Here is a 15,555-nt window from a genome sequence, read left to right as displayed (position 1 = left end):
CTCCTGCGCTCGAAAGGCCCACACGCACACATGCGACCTCTCGCCACGCTCCTGACCGCATCCGCCGTCGCCGTCGCCGCAGCCGCCGTCCTGGTGGGCGCGCTCGCCGCCCCGGCCGCCGCGAACCCGCCACTGCCCCTCCCCGAACTCAGCACGCTGGTGGGTGAGGGCATCGGCGTGGAGGGGCCGCTGATCCAGAACGTCAGCCTGCTGAAGTAGCGCGCAGCCGGTAGCTGTCCCCTTCGAGGAGGACGATCTCGGCGTGGTGCGCGAGGCGGTCCACCATCGCCGGGGCGGCCCCGCCGAAGATCTCCTCCCAGCGGCCGAGCGGGCGGTCGCTGGTCACGATCAGCGAGGCCCGTTCGTAGCGGTGTGCGATCAGCTGGAAGAAGAGCCGGGCGGTGTCGGTGTCGAAGGGGAGGTAGCCGACCTCGTCGACGATCAGCAGGGGGCAGGCGTCGAGCGCGGACAGTTCCTCGGCGAGCCTGCCCTCGGCCCGTGCCCCGGCCAGCCGTGCCGCCCACTCCGTCGCCGTCGCGAACAGCACCCGGTGTCCGGCCTGGCAGGCCCGTACGCCGAGCCCGATCGCGAGATGCGTCTTGCCGGTGCCGGGGGCGCCGACGAACACCACGTTCCGTCCGGTGCCGAGGAAGTCCAGGGTGCCCAGCCGGGCCAGCAGCCGCCGGTCGAAGGAGCGCGGGTGCCCCTCGTCGAACTCCTCCAGCAGCTTCCGCGCCGGGAACCCGGCCGCCCGCACCCGCCCCTCGACCCCGGTCCCGCCCCCGGCACCGAAACCGCCCTCGCTCCCGGCCGTGTACGGCGCGCGCCAGGTCTCGTACTGCACCAGCCGCGTCCCGCCCCGCGCGAAGCGGGGCTCGGGTGACGTCGCCTGGGCCGGGATCGGCAGCGGCGCCCGGGAGATCGCGGGGGTGACCACCGCCGTCGGCTCAGTCCGCTCCGTCGGCTCGCTCCGTTCCGTCGGCTCGGCGGGCCCGCGCGGGCTCCTCGGCGGCCTCGGGTCGTCGGACGGGTCGTGGTGGGAGCCGTGGCCCTTGTCCTCGCGCAGCATCGGCCCCGACATGTACGCCAGGAGCACCGCCGAGGCGATGAAGGCCATGTGGATCACCGTGCCCCACAGCAGCGCGTGCTGGGAGGTGTGGTGGACGTCCACGAACATCTGGAGCAGATGCACGGAGGAGATGCCCACGATGGCGGTGGCGAGTTTGACCTTCAGCACGTTGGAATTGACGTGCGAGAGCCATTCGGGCTGGTCACGGTGGCCCTGGAGGCCGATGCGGGAGACAAAGGTCTCGTAGCCGCCGACGATCGTCATGATCAGCAGATTGGCGATCATGACGACGTCGACCAGTTTGAGCACGGCGAGCATCACGTACGTCTCGGTGGCGCTCCCGCTCACGCAGCGGACGATTAACGTCCACAGCTCGTTGAAGAACTTGTAGACGTACACCCCCTGCGCCGCGACCAGACCGAAGTACAGCGGCGCCTGGAGCCAGCGCGTGGCGAAGAGGGCGTAGCCGAGCGTGGTGCCCTGCGGAGAGACGGACGGGGCGATGGACGGGGTGACCGGATCAGCGGCGTCGGCCTGGGTGGGAGGGTGCACGGTTCGCATTCTTCGGAACCGCTGCCGCAAATCTGAATTCCAGCCACTCATCGGAATGAATAGACATCCAATAGGACCGGAACCCTGCCAGGGGGAACGATCAGGCACACTGGACGTTTGGCCGAATCGAAAGGTGTCGCGCGTGAACGGTCCCCTCATCGTCCAATCCGACAAAACACTGCTCCTGGAGGTCGACCACGAGCAGGCGGACGAGTGCCGTCGGGCCATCGCGCCCTTCGCCGAGCTGGAGCGGGCGCCGGAGCACATCCACACCTACCGGGTGACACCGCTCGGGCTGTGGAACGCGCGGGCCGCCGGCCATGACGCCGAGCAGGTCGTGGACGCGCTGGTGCAGTACAGCCGCTACCCGGTGCCGCACGCGCTGCTCGTGGACGTCGCCGAGACGATGGACCGTTACGGCCGCCTCACCCTCTCCAAGCACCCGACCCACGGTCTCGTCCTCACCACCACCGACCGGCCGGTGCTGGAGGAGATCCTGCGGTCGAAGAAGATCGCTCCGCTGGTCGGGGCCCGGATCGACCCCGACACCGTCGCCGTGCACCCCTCCGAGCGCGGGCAGATCAAGCAGACCCTGCTGAAGCTGGGCTGGCCCGCCGAGGACCTCGCCGGGTACGTCGACGGTGAGGCCCACCCGATCGAGCTGGCCGAGGACGGCTGGGCGCTGCGCCCCTACCAGAAGCAGGCCGTGGAGAACTTCTGGCACGGCGGCAGCGGGGTCGTCGTGCTGCCCTGCGGCGCCGGGAAGACCCTGGTCGGCGCCGGGTCCATGGCCCAGGCCAAGTCGACCACCCTCATCCTCGTCACCAACACCGTCTCCGCCCGGCAGTGGAAGCACGAGCTGGTGAAGCGGACGTCGCTGACCGAGGAGGAGATCGGCGAGTACAGCGGGACGAGGAAGGAGATCCGGCCGGTCACCATCGCCACGTACCAGGTGCTGACGACCCGGCGGAAGGGCGTCTACCCGCACCTGGAGCTCTTCGACTCCCGTGACTGGGGCCTCATCGTCTACGACGAGGTGCACCTGCTGCCCGCGCCGGTCTTCAAGTTCACCGCCGATCTCCAGGCCCGCCGACGGCTGGGGCTGACGGCCACGCTGGTCCGGGAGGACGGGCGGGAGTCGGACGTGTTCTCGCTCATCGGGCCCAAGCGGTTCGACGCGCCGTGGAAGGAGATCGAGGCACAGGGCTACATCGCACCCGCCGACTGTGTCGAGGTCCGGGTGAACCTCACCGATGCCGAGCGGCTCGCCTACGCCACCGCCGAGCAGGAGGAGAAGTACCGCTTCTGCTCGACCACCGCGACCAAGCGGAAGGTGGCCGAGGCGATCGTCCGCCGTTTCGCGGGTCAGCAGATCCTCGTCATCGGCCAGTACATCGACCAGCTCGACGAGTTGGGCGCCCATCTGGACGCGCCGGTGATCAAGGGCGAGACCAGCAACGCCCAGCGCGAGAAGCTTTTCGAAGCGTTCCGGCAGGGCGAGATCAACGTCCTCGTCGTGTCGAAGGTCGCGAACTTCTCCATCGACCTGCCCGAGGCCACCGTCGCCATCCAGGTCTCCGGCACGTTCGGCTCCCGCCAGGAGGAGGCGCAGCGTCTCGGCCGGGTGCTGCGGCCGAAGGCCGACGGTCACCAGGCCCACTTCTACTCCGTGGTCGCCCGCGACACCATCGACCAGGACTTCGCGGCGCACCGCCAGCGCTTCCTGGCCGAACAGGGCTACGCGTACCGGATCATGGACGCGGACGAACTCCTGGCGGAGGGCTGAGGGCGGGACCCGGTGCCGGACGGCGGTCGGCCGCCGTCCGGCACCGGGTCCGCCGACCTCCTAGTGGAAGTCGCTGCTCTGGACCCAGCCCTTCTTCTTGCCGGCCTTGCCGTAGTACCAGTTGTAACCGTTCTTGTACGTCTCGCAGTACACGCGCACGTCGGTGCCGAGCTCAAGGAACTTGACGTCCTTGTACTTGTAGCCCGGGCCCGACTGCATGGTGGTACCGGCGTAGTTGTTGACCATGTAGGTCGCGTCCTTGATGTTCTTCGTGCACGCGGACGAGCCGACCGCGGAGGCGCTCGGCGCGGCCACGAGGGTGATGCCCAGGGCGAGCGCGGTGGCGGCGGTCAGGCCGCTCACCGCGGTGCGAAGCCGATGCGAAGCGAAACGCATGAACAGTCCCCGTTTCCTTGATCAAATGATGCTGCGTCGATCATGCTGCCACATCCAATCTTTGCGCCTGTAACGGAGGTTGAGGCGAAAAGCGAACGAGGAACCGTGCCGTGCCGCCGAGGACGGGCCGCCTTGAGTGCGGGCGGCGGGAGCCGCGTCGTCGGTCCGTGGAGGAGGGATCGAGGCAGGTGTTCGGGGTTCGGGAAGGGTGAAGAAGGCAGGAGTGAAGAAGGCAGGAGTGAAGAAGGCAGGGGTGATCAGCGGGTCGTGCGCGGGACGCCGGCGTTCACCGGCGGCGTACGCCCGCTTCCTCCGCGTACTCGCCGAGGACGACGACGCCGAACGCGGCGCTCGCGAAGACCTTGACGGCGCGCAGGGCGTCGGCGAGGCGGTGGCGGTTGTGGTGGTCGTCGAGGCCGGTCGCGCCGGGCGGCGGACCGGGTCGGCCGGAGGCCGAGGCTGGGATGAAGGTCGCTGCACTCATGTCTCCATGGTGGAACGCCCGCCTTTGAACCGCGTCGGTCTCCGGAGTGAACGCGCTGAGCCCCCGGCTCCCCCTCAGGTCCAGCTCTCCCGTAATACCGGCGGTGTAGGGACCCCCTAGGGGTACGGCGGGCACGGCGGACGCGAACGGCAAAAAAATCCGTTGGCCTCCGCCCCCTCCCCTCACCTACACTCTCCGCTCTTGCCCGCCTCCCGTCCGTGGAGCGCCGCCGCCCGGACGGAAACCGGTCGGTCACCGCCGTCAGGCGTCCCCCCAGCTCCCCGCAGGCCCCCGGAGGCACCCCCTTGTCCGCGCAGCCCACCGCCGACCCCGCCGGCCCCGCCGCCCCCAGCGACCCGGCCGCCGACCCCCTCTCCCGCGAGCGCTCCCACCTCGCCGCCTCCCGGTCCGCGCTGCGGGCCATGCGGGAGGACGTGGTGGCGCTGGACATCAAGGACGTCACCGCGAACTGGGTGAACGCGGAGGTGCTGGCCCGCCAGATCGAGGAGCGGATCAAGGCCCTGGCGGACCTGAGCCACACCCCGCTCTTCTTCGGCCGGCTCGACTACCTGCACGCGCCCGGCGCGGACCGGGCCGAGGGCGCGGAGGGCGAACGCTTCTACATCGGGCGACGGCACGTGCACGACGCGGACGGCGACCCGATGGTCATCGACTGGCGTGCCCCCGTCTCGCAGCCCTTCTACCGGGCGTCCAGGACCGACCCCATGGACGTCGGGCTGCGGCGCCGCTTCGGGTACACCGGCGGCGACCTGACCGCGTACGAGGACGAGCACCTCTCCGACCCCGCCGAGGCGGCCGCCACCAGCAGGCTGCTCCAGCAGGAGATCGAGCGTCCGCGTGTCGGCCCGATGCGGGACATCGTGGCGACGATCCAGCCGGAGCAGGACGAGATCGTCCGCTCGGACCTGTCCGGCAGCCTCTGTGTGCAGGGCGGGCCCGGCACCGGGAAGACGGCCGTCGGCCTGCACCGGGTCGCCTATCTCCTCTACGCCCACCGCGAGCGTCTGTCCCGCACCGGCACCCTCGTCATCGGGCCGAACCGCTCCTTCCTGCACTACATCGAGCAGGTCCTGCCCGCGCTGGGCGAGCTGGAGGTCAAGCAGGCGACCGTCGACGACCTCGTCGCCCATGTCGAGGTGCGGGGCACGGACGACGCGGCGGCCGCCGTCGTCAAGGGCGACGCCCGGATGGCCGAAGTCCTCCGCCGGGCGGTGCGCTCGCACGTGACGCTGCCCACCGAGCCCGTCGTGGTCGTCCGGGGTTCGCGTCGCTGGCGCGTGCCGGCGTACGAACTCGAAGGCATCGTGCGGGAGTTGCTCGACCGGGACATCCGCTACGGGGCCGCGCGGGACGCGCTGCCGCAGCGGATCGCGCACGCTGTGCTGGTGCAGATGGAGCGGTCCGGGGAGGCGCCCGACGACCGGGTGCAGGACGCGGTGGCGCGCAACGCGGCGGTGAAGGCGGCCGTCAAGGCCATCTGGCCGCTCGTCGATCCCGCGAAGCTCGTGCTACGGCTGCTCTCCGACGCGGACTTCCTGGCCGAGCACGCGGACGGGATCCTCACGGACGACGAGCAGAAGACGATCCTGTGGGCGAAGCCGGCGCGGAGCGTGAAGTCGGTGAAGTGGTCGGCCGCCGACGCGGTCCTGGTCGACGAGGCGACGGACCTGGTGCAGCGCACGCACTCTCTCGGCCATGTCGTCCTGGACGAGGCGCAGGACCTGTCCCCCATGCAGTACCGGGCGGTGGGCCGTCGCTGCACCACCGGTTCGGCGACGGTCCTCGGCGACCTGGCGCAGGGCACGACCCCCTGGGCGACGCGGAGTTGGCAGGAGGCGCTGGCGCACCTCGGCAAGGCGGAGGCCCATGTGGAGGAGCTGACGGCCGGTTTCCGCGTCCCGACGGACGTGATCACCTACGCCTCCCGGCTCCTCCCGCACATCGCGCCCGGCCTCACCCCGGTGGCATCGGTCCGCGAGAACCCGGGCTTCTTCGACGTACGGCCGAGCACCGGCGACTCCCAAGTCATCGCCGCCTGCGAGGAGTTGCTCCGCAACGAGGGCTCGACCGGCCTCATCGCCGCCGACACCCGCGTCCCCGCCCTCGCCGAGGCGCTGACAGCGGCGGGCCTCGCCCATCTGTCCCCCGGCGAGGAGACGACGCACGAGACCCGCCTGACGCTCGTCCCGGCGTCACTCGCCAAGGGCCTGGAGTACGACTACGTGGTCCTGGACGAGCCCCAGGCGATCGTCGACGCCGAACCGGACGAACGCACGGGCCTACGCCGCCTCTACGTCACCCTCACCCGAGCGGTCTCGGGCCTGATCGTGACCCATGCGGCGCCGCTGCCGCCGCAGTTGGCCTAGAGCAGGCCCGCCGGACCACCGGGCAGGGCACCCGGCTGACGTCGTGCCTCCGCCAGCCACATTCCCGCGCCGCCACGCGTCAGGGACTCGTCGTGCTCGTCACCTCTCCCATCTCGCCTCTTCGTCAGGGGTGTCAGGGCTGGCGAAATGGAAGGGGACCGACAGATGGGCTGCCAGGGCCCGGCCGGCGTGGGTGGCGGCCTCGGCGGACGGGTGGCCCGGGGTGCGGGCCGCCCTGTCCGCTCCGAGGTGGCGCTCGGCCGTGCCCCGATAGATGGTGGCCAGCGGGTGCTCGCCCTCGGGGTCGGCGGTGTGGGCCAGCAGGATCACGAACCAGTCGTGGACGGTGTCGCCGTCCCAGACCGCCTCGATGGCGACGAGCCGGCCGGGGAGGCCCGTGGCGAGGGCGGTCAGGGAGTCCTGGTCGAGGGGGCTGTCGGGGGTGCGGGCGACGCGGTCGCCGTGGTGGAGATAGCGGTCGTGGACGACGTGCTGGGCATCGGCCAGGCCGAGACCCTGGACGCGGCCGGCGGCGAGGACGGCGCGGATCGCCGGGAGCAGGGCGTCCTGAAGGACGTATCCGTCGACCTGCGCGCGGATGCCTGCGGGCAACCGCTCCCACCACTGGGACCGCTCGGACCACTCGGACGTGTTCATGACGTCGAAGGTACGGGAACGCGTGTATGCGGCGGCCCCCGGCGACCGCGAAGGTCGCCGGGGGCCGGTCGTGGGGACTACTTGAACTTGTTGCTGGTCGCCAGGTAGACCTGCTTCGCGTTCTTGCCGAGGCGCGGCCCCGTGATGAACGTGGAGCGGTCGCTCAGGGAGTTGTTGGAGACCAGGTAGGTGCGGCCCTTGTGGGACATGAACCAGGGGCCGCCTGAGGCGCCGCCGTTCATGGTGCAGCCGACCATGTACTGGGCCGGGTAGTCGCTCGGGTAGCTGTAACCGAGGACGAAGCGCTTGGTGGCGCCCTGGCAGTGGTACATCTTCGAGCCGTCGTACGGGGCCTCGGCCGGGTAGCCGCGCACCTTCATGTTCTTGACCTTGTTGGCGGCGGGGGCGTTGAACCACACCGGCAGGGCCGAACCGAGGCGCTCCTCCAGGGACTTGGAGCCCTTTTCCGGCTTCACGTGCAGCACCGCGTAGTCGTACGCGGCGGCCACGGTGCCCTCGCTCGCGGCGCCGCCCTTGATCCAGGTGCCGGAGGTGGTGGCCCAGTCGGCCCAGGCGACGCCGTACGGGGAGACGTTGCTCGCGCGGTAGTTCGCGGACGCCTGGCTGATGTTCAGCTTGCCCGTGTTGTTGAAGGACGGCACGAAGGCGATGTTGCGGTACCAGCCGCCGCCCTTGCCCGCGTGCACACAGTGCCCGGCGGTCCACACGAGGTTGGACTTGCCCGGGTGCGCCGGGTCCTTCACGACCGCGGCGGAGCAGACGCTCGACCCCTGGGGCGTGGTGAAGAAGAGCTTGCCGACCGGGGGCGCGTACTTGTGGTACGTGGCCTTGACCCTTCCGGCCTGCTGCTTCTTGACCTTGCCGTCGGGCAGCCAGACCTGGGTGGTCTTGCCCGACCCCTTCGACGTGTTGCCCGCCTCGGCGACCGCCGGCAGGTCCGGCAGGTTCTCCTTGGCCCCGGCGATGCGCTCCGGCGTCCAGAAGTTCTCGATGTACGGGTTGGCGAAGTCCTCCGCCTTGGAGGCCCAGTCGCCGCTGAAGTCCTGCCAGCCACCGTCCTTCCACTTCTGCAGCGCGTCACCGGTGAGCTCGGTCGGCACGCCCTTCGGGAGCTTGAACCCGCCGACGGTCGTGTCACCACCGCTCTCGTTCTCGCCGGTGTCGATGTTGTCGCCCGCGTCCGCCTGGGCGGTCGTGGAGTCGGAGGCCTTGGCCCCGCTCTCCTCGGTCTTGCTGCAGGCGGTGGTAGTGACCATGACCGCGGCGATCACGGCGGCTGCGGCCGTGAGGCCGCGGCGGCGTATGAATGGCATGGAGCCCGTCCCCGTGTGATGAAACTTGTCATGCCCCCGCTTGGCTGGGGCGAGACAACTATGCACGCGCGGAAGCCCGCGATGATCTCCGGAGGGCCCTTCAACGGCGACTTCGCACACAACAACTACGTGGCGGATATCTACCTGTGATGTGGCGCGTCCGCGCCGGTCCCCACCCCTGGGCCACAACTCACAGGGTTTTCACAATGATTGATTCTTCATCACTCCGACACCTCCGGACCCTTGTGCACTACCCGCGAGTAGCGCCAATCTGACCTGCGCATGCCATGGCGCATGACATGACATGCGCCATCCCTCGCTGCAGGCTCAGGAGGCCGTAGTGAAGACAGGTTCGCGCACGCGCACTTCGCGTCGTTTCCGCAGATCCGCCGTGGTGCTCGGCGCCACCGTCACCCTGGTGGTCGGCGTCGCCGGCAGCGCGTTCGCGGCTCCGCCCGCCGCGCTGCCCGCCAACGCGGAGGCGCTGGAGACGACTTGGCAGCCCGCGTACGACTACGACACGGACGGCTGTTACTCGACGCCCGCGATCGGTCCGACGGGCACGGTCAACGGCGGCCTGAAGCCCACCGGTTCACTCAACGGCGACTGCCGCGACCGGTCCGACCTGGACAACACCAACGGCTACTCGCGCTACAAGTGCAACAACGGCTGGTGCGCGATCATGTACGACCTCTACTTCGAGAAGGACCAGGCGGTCTCGGGCAGCAGCATCGGCGGCCACCGGCACGACTGGGAGCACGTCGTGGTCTGGGTGCAGAACGGCACGGCCCAGTACGTCTCGACCTCCGCCCACGGCGGCTTCAGCGTGCACGCCGCGTCCTCGGTCCGCTGGGAGGGTACGCACCCGAAGATCGTCTACCACAAGGACGGCATCCGGACGCACTGCTTCCGGCTCGCGGGCTCCAACGACGAGCCGCCGGAGAACCACAAGGGCACCTGGCAGTACCCGCCACTCGTCGGCTGGAACGGCTACCCGTCCGGCATCCGCGACATCCTCGTCTCGCACGACTTCGGCAGCGCCAACTTCGGCCTCAAGGACGGCAGTTTCGCCTCCAACCTCGCGAAGGCGAAGCCGTCGGGGATCGCGTTCGACCCCAACGCGTAACCCTGCGGGCTGCTTGGCCGGGGGGGTGCGCTGTGGGGTGGGTGCGTTGTCGGGTGCGGGTGGGTGGGGCTTCTCGCGCAGTTCCCCGCGCCCCTGAAAAGCAGGGGCTGCGCCCCGTGCTTTTCACCCCGCCACCTTCAGGCCCGCCACCCCGCCACTTTTGGGTCCGCCGCCCCGCCGCCTTCAGGCCGTAGCCGCGTCGCCCCCGGGGCCTGTCCTTCAGGGGCGCGGGGAACTGCGCGAGAAGCCCCACCGGGCCCGCGGCCGGCAACGCACCCCCGGACCCCCGCGCGTCAGCGCGAAGCGGTCGCGCGGGCCGGGCGCGCGTCGAGGGCCGTGCGCCACGCGCGTACGGCCTCGGCGGCGACCGGCGCGGCCCACCCCCCGGGGCGGGCCGCGCCGCCGATGTGGAAGGCATCGACGCGGGCGGCGCGCAGCCGGGGGATGTGGTCCAGGCGGAGGCCCCCGCCGATCATGAGGCGCTGCGTGTAGCCGGGATCCCCGCGTCTCGCGGCCTCCGCCACCAGGACCGGCATACCGTCGTCCACGCCCCGCTCCGACCCCGCCGTCAGATACGTGTCCAGCCCCGGCAGCTCGGCGAGCTGCTTGCGCAGGGCGTCCCGGTCGGCGGCACGGTCGATCGCCCGGTGGAACGTCCACGAGCGACCGTCCAGTTCGGCGACCACCCGCTCGACGGCGTCCAGATCGGGCCCGCCGTCCTCCCCGAGGAACCCGAGCACGAACTCCTCCGCCCCGGCCGCCCGCATGTCGCACGCGACCCGCACCAACGCGTCCACCCGCCCCGCCGCGAATCCGTCCGCGAGCCGCAGCATGACCCGTACGGGGATGTCGACGGCGGCCTGTACCTCCACGAACGTCGCGACCGTCGGGGTGAGCCCGTCGGCCGCCATGTCCGCCACCAGCTCCAGCCGGTCGGCACCTCCGGTCTGGGCGGCGACGGCGTCCTCGGCATCGAGGGCGATCACCTCCAGAAGCGCGCGCGTGGTCATGGGGCCCCTTCCTTCGGGCTTCACGTGACGACAACAGGTCTAGTCCAATTTACCAACAACCCGGGCCGTTGGACGCGGCCGTCACGTTCAGCACGCACCCGACCACCCTCCGCATCTACCCTCGAATCGGCGCGCAGCAACAAGACCGGCTGTTCGAGAGGGAGTTGCCCCATGCCGAAGCCGAAGTCTCTCGACCCGTCCCAGTCGACCCGGGCGATGTACGGCGCGGAACTGCGCCACCGGCGAGAACAGGCGGGCCTGTCCCAGGAGGACCTGGGTGCCGCGATGTTCATCAGCGGGGCGTACGTAGGGATGCTGGAGGTCGGGACGCGCCGGATGCAGCCGGAGTTCGCGAGGATGGCGGACGAGGTGCTGGCCGCGGACGGGTTCTTCACGCGGAACCTGGAGGCGGCGCGGCAGTCGCCGTACGAGCACCACTTCGCGGATGTGGTGGAGTTCGAGGGCTTGGCACTCACGATCAAGGACTGGGCGCCGATCCTGGTGCCCGGCCTGCTTCAGACGGCGGAGTACACGCGGGCGGTGGTCCGGGCGTACGACCCGTTCCTGGAGGAGGAGGCGGCCGAGGCGCGAGTGGCCGCCCGCCGGGCGCGGGCGCACATCTTCGAGAACCCGAGGAAGCCTCAGTACTGGGCTGTGCTGGACGAGATGGTCGTACGCCGCCCGGTGGGCGGACCGGCGGTCATGGCGGCGCAGTTGCAGCACATCGCGGCGATGGCCAGGCGCCACCGGATTATCGTCCAGGTGCTACCGCTGGCGGAGGGAGCGAACGCCGGGATGACAGGCATGTTCAAGCTCATGACGTTCGAGGACGCCCCTCCTCTCGCATACGCCGATGGGTCCGAAACTGGCCGTCTCCAGGACGATCCTGCCGTAGTGACCCGTTCCACGCTGTCCTACGATCTGATTGGGGGTGCGGCACTGTCGCCTGGCGCGTCCCTCGCCCTGATCGAGCAGGCGGCCGAGGAGTACGAGGATGCGCACCGCACCCGATCTGAGGACCGCGACTTGGCGTAAGAGCAGCTACAGCGGGGGCAACAGCGCCGAGTGCGTCGAAGTGTCCGACAACCTCCCCGGCCTCGTCCCCGTCCGCGACAGCAAGAACCCCGCCGGTGGCGTCCTCGTGTTCCAGGCCGCCGCCTGGGCCAGCTTCCTGGGGGGCGTGAGGCGGACGGGCGAATAGGTCACGTCCGATTGCACAGACGAACCTGAGTAGGCGTACTCAGGTGCAACCCCTGTCACTCCGCGACCGTCTTCCATGAGCCATTCATCGACGGTTCCAGGGGTGGGAGAACTGTGCTGCGGTGCAGAAGAAGTATGGGTGCGGCCATGGTCGCCGCACTGGTCACGACGTGTCTCACGGTGGCGGGGGGCGCTTCGGCGGCCGGGGCCGGGACCGGGGCCGTAACCGGGACCGGGTCGGGTGGGACGAGGGCAGGCGCGGGGGCCGGGTCCGTCGTCACACTGATCTCCGGCGACCGGGTGCACGTGGACGCCGAGGGCCGGGTGACCCGCGTCCAGCCCGGCGAGGGCCGCGAGGGCATCCCGATGTCCGTCCAGCGGACGGGCGACGAGACCTACGTCCTGCCGGCCGACGCGCTCCCCCTGATCGGGCAGGGCACGGTGGACCGTCGGCTGTTCAATGTGACGGGGCTGCTCAGGGCCGAGTACGACGACGCGCACCGGGCGACGGTGCCGCTGATCGTCTCGTACACGAAGAACACGAAGAAGCGGGCCACCGCGGAGGCGGCGATCGCGGAGGCGGATGTCCGCGTGGGCCGCGAACTGCCCGCCGTCGGAGGTGAGGCGCTGACCGCGCCCAAGAGCGGCGCGGACGAGGTCTGGGACGCGCTCACCACGGCCGACCCCCGCGGCGGGCAGGCCCTGACGACGGCTCCGGGTATCGCCCACGTATGGCTGGACGGCCGCCGCAAGGCCGCCCTCGACAAGAGCACGGCGCAGATCGGCGCCCCGGCGGCCTGGCAGGCCGGGTACGACGGTACGGATGTGAAGGTCGCCGTACTGGACACCGGTGTGGACGAGACGCATCCCGACCTCAGGGGCGTCGAGATCGCCCAGAAGGACTTCTCGGGTTCCGGTGGCACCGTCGACCACGTCGGCCACGGCACGCATGTCGCGTCGACCGTGGCGGGATCGGGGGCCAGGTCCGGCGGCACGCACAAGGGGGTCGCGCCCGGTGCGCGGATCCTGGACGCCAAGGTCCTCGACAACGGGGGGTTCGGCTCGGACTCCGGCATCATCGCGGGCATGCAGTGGGCCGCCGACCAGGGCGCCAGGATCGCCAACCTCTCCCTCGGCGGCGAGGACACGGTGGCGAACGACCCGCTGGAGGCCGCTCTCGACCGTATATCCGCCGAGAGCGGCACCCTCTTCGTCGTCGCGGCCGGCAACGAGGGCCCCGAGGCGACGACCATCGGCTCCCCCGGTAGCGCGGCCTCCGCGCTCACCGTCGGCGCGGTCGACCGCAAGGACGGCATCGCGGAGTTCTCCAGTGTCGGCCCCACGGCCGACGGCTCGCTGAAGCCGGACCTCACCGCCCCGGGCGTCGGCATCGTCGCGGCGAAGGCCGCCAAGGGTGTCGAAGGCACCCCGGCCATCCCCGGCTATGTGTCGATGTCCGGTACGTCGATGGCGACCCCGCACGTGGCCGGCGCGGCGGCGATCCTCGCGCAACGGCACCCGGACTGGAGCGCGGAGCGGATCAAGCGGGCGCTGACCTCCTCCACCGAACCCGGCGCCCGTCTGTCGCCGTTCCAGCAGGGCACCGGGCGGACCGACCTGGTGCGGGCGCTCACCCAGACCGTGAGCGGCGAGCAGGCTTCGGTGAACCTCGGCACGCAGCTGTGGCCGCACGCCGACGACAAGCCGGTGACCCGACGGATCACCTACCGCAACGACGGCACGCAGCCCGTCACCCTCGACCTGTCCATGGAGACGGCCGGGCCGAAGGGCAAGCCCGCACCCGCCGGTTTCTTCACCGCCGGCACCGACCGGATCACCGTCCCGGCGGGCGGCACCGCGGGCGTCGACCTCACGGCGGACACCCGGATCGGCGGCCAGGACGGCGTGTTCGCCGGGGTGCTCGTCGCCCGCGCGACCGAGGGCGGCCAGCGCGTCCGTACCTCGTTCGCCGTGCACCGGGAGTCGGAGGCGTACGACCTCACCCTGAAGTACGTCGACACCGAGGGCAGGCCCTCCCAGTCCGGGACGCTGGTCCGCGGCCAGAACGTCGACCTTCAGCTGGACCCGTACGACTCCGACGGCGACGGAGTCGTCAAGACCCGGGTGCCGAAGGGGACTTACCTTCTGGAGACGCTGGTCCGGACCCCCAAGGGGGCGCAGGCCCGCCCGGATCTCGCGCTGATGGCGCAGCCGAAGCTCACCGTCTCCAAGAACACCACGGTGACCTTCGACGCCCGCAAGGCCAAGCCGGTGGACATCACCGTGCCGGGGTCGGCCAAGAGTGTGCAGACGTTCGTGAGGTACTCCCTGGAGAGCGGTTCCTTCTTCCACAACTCGGTCTGGCAGTCGGACTCCTTCAAGGGGTTCCGTACCGGCCATGTGGGCGGCACGCTGCCGGCGGAGGAGTTCAGCTCGCAGGTCTTCGGTATCTGGCAGAAGGGCAGCACGACGTACAACCTGGTCTACGACCGCGCTGGTTCGCTGCACACCGGGCTCACCCGCAAGGTCGCCACGAGTGAACTCGCCCTGGTGAAACTGGGGATCGGCGCCTCGGTCAAGAACAGCAGGGGCGCGATCAGCCCGACCTGGGAGACGGCCTCGGGGGCCGGGTACGACTCGGTCAGCAAGCCGTTCGCCCTGCCGGCCACCGCGAAGACCTATGTCAACGCGTCGAAGGGGGTCAAGTGGCACTTCAGCGCCGCGCAGTTCCGGCCCGGGTCGAGCGACGAGTTCGACGTCTTCGTCGCGGACGCCGATGCCCGGACCTACCGGGCCGGGCAGACGTACTCGCGGACGTACAACGTCGGTGTGTTCAGCCCGAAGATCGACGAGTACAACACCGCTCAGCGCTGGGGCAATGAACTCAGCGTCTGCATAGGGGTGTTCGCGGACGGCTCCGGGAACTTCGTCGAGTCGGCGACCACCGGGCAGCACGCCGTCGTCACCGTCGACGGCAAGAAGCTCATGGACGGGGAGGGGCCGCTCTGCCAGGACATCGACGGCCTGCCCTCCAGGTCCGCCAAGTACCGGATCAGCACGGACGCGACCCGTTCCACGAAGGTCGCCGGTGTCACCACCCGTCTCGTCGCGGCCTGGACCTTCACCTCGAAGAAGGTCACGGGTGACGACTACGAGAAACTGCCGCTCTCCTCGGTCCGCTTCGCCCCGAAGCTGGACCTGTCCAGCAGCGCGCCCGCCGGCCGTAAGTTCACGGTCCCTCTCACCCTCCAGGGCCCCGCGGCCAAGAGCCTCAAGTCCCTCACCGTCCAGGTCTCCTACGACGGCGGCAAGAAGTGGTCCAAGGCACCGGTCACCACGAAGAAGGGCGAGCGGAGCCTCACGCTGAACCACCCGAAGAAGGCCAAGTCGGTCTCCTTCAAGGCGAAGCTCACAGACAAGAGCGGCAACACGTACGAGGTCACCGTGGTGAAGGCATACCTGCTGCGGTAGCCGTCACACAGGCGCGGTCGGGAAGCCGGGAGGGCAGGCCCTCCCGGCTTCCCGTCGGCTTCCCGTCGGCTTCCCGTCGACGT

The 15,555-nt window shown here is 70.3% G+C and carries 13 protein-coding genes; 7 read left to right on the top strand and 6 right to left on the bottom strand.

Features of this window, described 5'->3' with window-relative positions; genetic code table 11:
- Window positions 1–30 precede the first annotated feature (30 nt).
- A complete protein-coding gene (locus ACZ9QC_RS23340; protein WP_472914892.1) occupies window positions 31–219 on the top strand; it encodes a hypothetical protein in 189 nt (62 codons plus the stop codon).
- Here ACZ9QC_RS23340 and istB read toward each other — a convergent pair.
- A complete protein-coding gene (gene istB / locus ACZ9QC_RS23335) occupies window positions 203–1,621 on the bottom strand; it encodes an IS21-like element helper ATPase IstB (RefSeq protein ID WP_472914891.1) in 1,419 nt (472 codons plus the stop codon). The genes ACZ9QC_RS23340 and istB overlap by 17 nt on opposite strands.
- A 142-nt stretch (window positions 1,622–1,763) precedes the next feature.
- Between istB and ACZ9QC_RS23330 the strand changes: the two genes are divergently transcribed.
- Window positions 1,764–3,407 (top strand): DNA repair helicase XPB, encoded by a 1,644-nt coding sequence (locus tag ACZ9QC_RS23330; RefSeq protein ID WP_472914890.1) that lies wholly within the window; start codon window positions 1,764–1,766, stop codon window positions 3,405–3,407.
- Window positions 3,408–3,467: 60 nt separating this feature from the next.
- On the opposite strand, the gene ACZ9QC_RS23325 is transcribed toward ACZ9QC_RS23330, so the two are convergent.
- Window positions 3,468–3,803, bottom strand: coding sequence for an SH3 domain-containing protein (locus ACZ9QC_RS23325; RefSeq protein WP_467291005.1), 336 nt, complete (start codon window positions 3,801–3,803; stop codon window positions 3,468–3,470).
- Window positions 3,804–4,089: 286 nt separating this feature from the next.
- On the bottom strand, window positions 4,090–4,287 hold the full coding sequence (locus tag ACZ9QC_RS23320) for a hypothetical protein (protein WP_469075685.1): 198 nt from the start codon (window positions 4,285–4,287) through the stop codon (window positions 4,090–4,092).
- Window positions 4,288–4,592: 305 nt separating this feature from the next.
- On the opposite strand from ACZ9QC_RS23320, the gene ACZ9QC_RS23315 reads away from it, so the two are divergent.
- The gene (locus tag ACZ9QC_RS23315) at window positions 4,593–6,674 is read left to right on the top strand and encodes a HelD family protein (RefSeq protein ID WP_472914889.1); all 2,082 of its coding nucleotides are present in this window, start codon (window positions 4,593–4,595) and stop codon (window positions 6,672–6,674) included.
- Between the two features lie 99 nt (window positions 6,675–6,773).
- Here ACZ9QC_RS23315 and ACZ9QC_RS23310 read toward each other — a convergent pair whose 3' ends face one another.
- Both ACZ9QC_RS23310 and ACZ9QC_RS23305 read right to left on the bottom strand, forming a co-directional pair.
- Window positions 6,774–7,331 (bottom strand): hypothetical protein, encoded by a 558-nt coding sequence (locus tag ACZ9QC_RS23310; protein WP_472914888.1) that lies wholly within the window; start codon window positions 7,329–7,331, stop codon window positions 6,774–6,776.
- A 77-nt stretch (window positions 7,332–7,408) separates the two neighbouring features.
- Window positions 7,409–8,665, bottom strand: coding sequence for a trypsin-like serine peptidase (locus tag ACZ9QC_RS23305; protein ID WP_472914887.1), 1,257 nt, complete (start codon window positions 8,663–8,665; stop codon window positions 7,409–7,411).
- 340 nt (window positions 8,666–9,005) lie between these two features.
- On the opposite strand from ACZ9QC_RS23305, the gene ACZ9QC_RS23300 reads away from it, so the two are divergent.
- Window positions 9,006–9,791 carry an NPP1 family protein gene (locus tag ACZ9QC_RS23300; RefSeq protein WP_472914886.1) on the top strand — a complete coding sequence of 262 codons (786 nt, stop codon included), beginning with the start codon at window positions 9,006–9,008 and terminating at the stop codon, window positions 9,789–9,791.
- 293 nt (window positions 9,792–10,084) lie between these two features.
- Here the strand turns inward: ACZ9QC_RS23300 and ACZ9QC_RS23295 are convergent, their stop codons facing one another.
- Entirely contained in the window at window positions 10,085–10,801 is a 717-nt protein-coding gene (locus ACZ9QC_RS23295; RefSeq protein ID WP_472914885.1) for a copper homeostasis protein CutC, read from the bottom strand.
- A gap of 171 nt (window positions 10,802–10,972) precedes the next feature.
- On the opposite strand from ACZ9QC_RS23295, the gene ACZ9QC_RS23290 reads away from it, so the two are divergent.
- From ACZ9QC_RS23290 to ACZ9QC_RS23280, 3 genes are all read left to right on the top strand, one after another.
- Window positions 10,973–11,836, top strand: a complete 864-nt coding sequence (locus ACZ9QC_RS23290) for a helix-turn-helix domain-containing protein (protein ID WP_472914884.1) — start codon at window positions 10,973–10,975, stop codon at window positions 11,834–11,836.
- Entirely contained in the window at window positions 11,796–12,002 is a 207-nt protein-coding gene (locus ACZ9QC_RS23285; RefSeq protein ID WP_472914883.1) for a DUF397 domain-containing protein, read from the top strand. The genes ACZ9QC_RS23290 and ACZ9QC_RS23285 overlap by 41 nt, the downstream gene beginning before the upstream one ends.
- 146 nt (window positions 12,003–12,148) lie before the next feature.
- Complete coding sequence (locus ACZ9QC_RS23280; protein WP_472914882.1) at window positions 12,149–15,472, top strand: S8 family peptidase; 3,324 nt, start codon at window positions 12,149–12,151, stop codon at window positions 15,470–15,472.
- Window positions 15,473–15,555: the final 83 nt, after the last annotated feature.

The sequence above is a fragment of the Streptomyces sp. HUAS MS02 genome (assembly GCF_055702265.1).
The sequence above is the reverse complement of the archived record's forward strand: the minus strand, read 5'-3'. Positions and strand labels throughout refer to the sequence as shown.

Excerpts from the sequence above, each read along its gene's own strand:
- ACZ9QC_RS23340 (WP_472914892.1), top strand. The coding sequence starts at position 31 with ATGCGACCTCTCGCCACGCTCCTGACCGCATCCGCCGTCGCCGTCGCC.
- ACZ9QC_RS23325 (WP_467291005.1), bottom strand. The coding sequence starts at position 3,803 with ATGCGTTTCGCTTCGCATCGGCTTCGCACCGCGGTGAGCGGCCTGACC.
- ACZ9QC_RS23320 (WP_469075685.1), bottom strand. The coding sequence starts at position 4,287 with ATGAGTGCAGCGACCTTCATCCCAGCCTCGGCCTCCGGCCGACCCGGT.
- ACZ9QC_RS23310 (WP_472914888.1), bottom strand. The coding sequence starts at position 7,331 with ATGAACACGTCCGAGTGGTCCGAGCGGTCCCAGTGGTGGGAGCGGTTG.
- ACZ9QC_RS23305 (WP_472914887.1), bottom strand. The coding sequence starts at position 8,665 with ATGCCATTCATACGCCGCCGCGGCCTCACGGCCGCAGCCGCCGTGATC.
- ACZ9QC_RS23295 (WP_472914885.1), bottom strand. The coding sequence starts at position 10,801 with ATGACCACGCGCGCGCTTCTGGAGGTGATCGCCCTCGATGCCGAGGAC.
- ACZ9QC_RS23290 (WP_472914884.1), top strand. The coding sequence starts at position 10,973 with ATGCCGAAGCCGAAGTCTCTCGACCCGTCCCAGTCGACCCGGGCGATG.
- ACZ9QC_RS23285 (WP_472914883.1), top strand. The coding sequence starts at position 11,796 with ATGCGCACCGCACCCGATCTGAGGACCGCGACTTGGCGTAAGAGCAGC.
- ACZ9QC_RS23280 (WP_472914882.1), top strand. The coding sequence starts at position 12,149 with ATGGTCGCCGCACTGGTCACGACGTGTCTCACGGTGGCGGGGGGCGCT.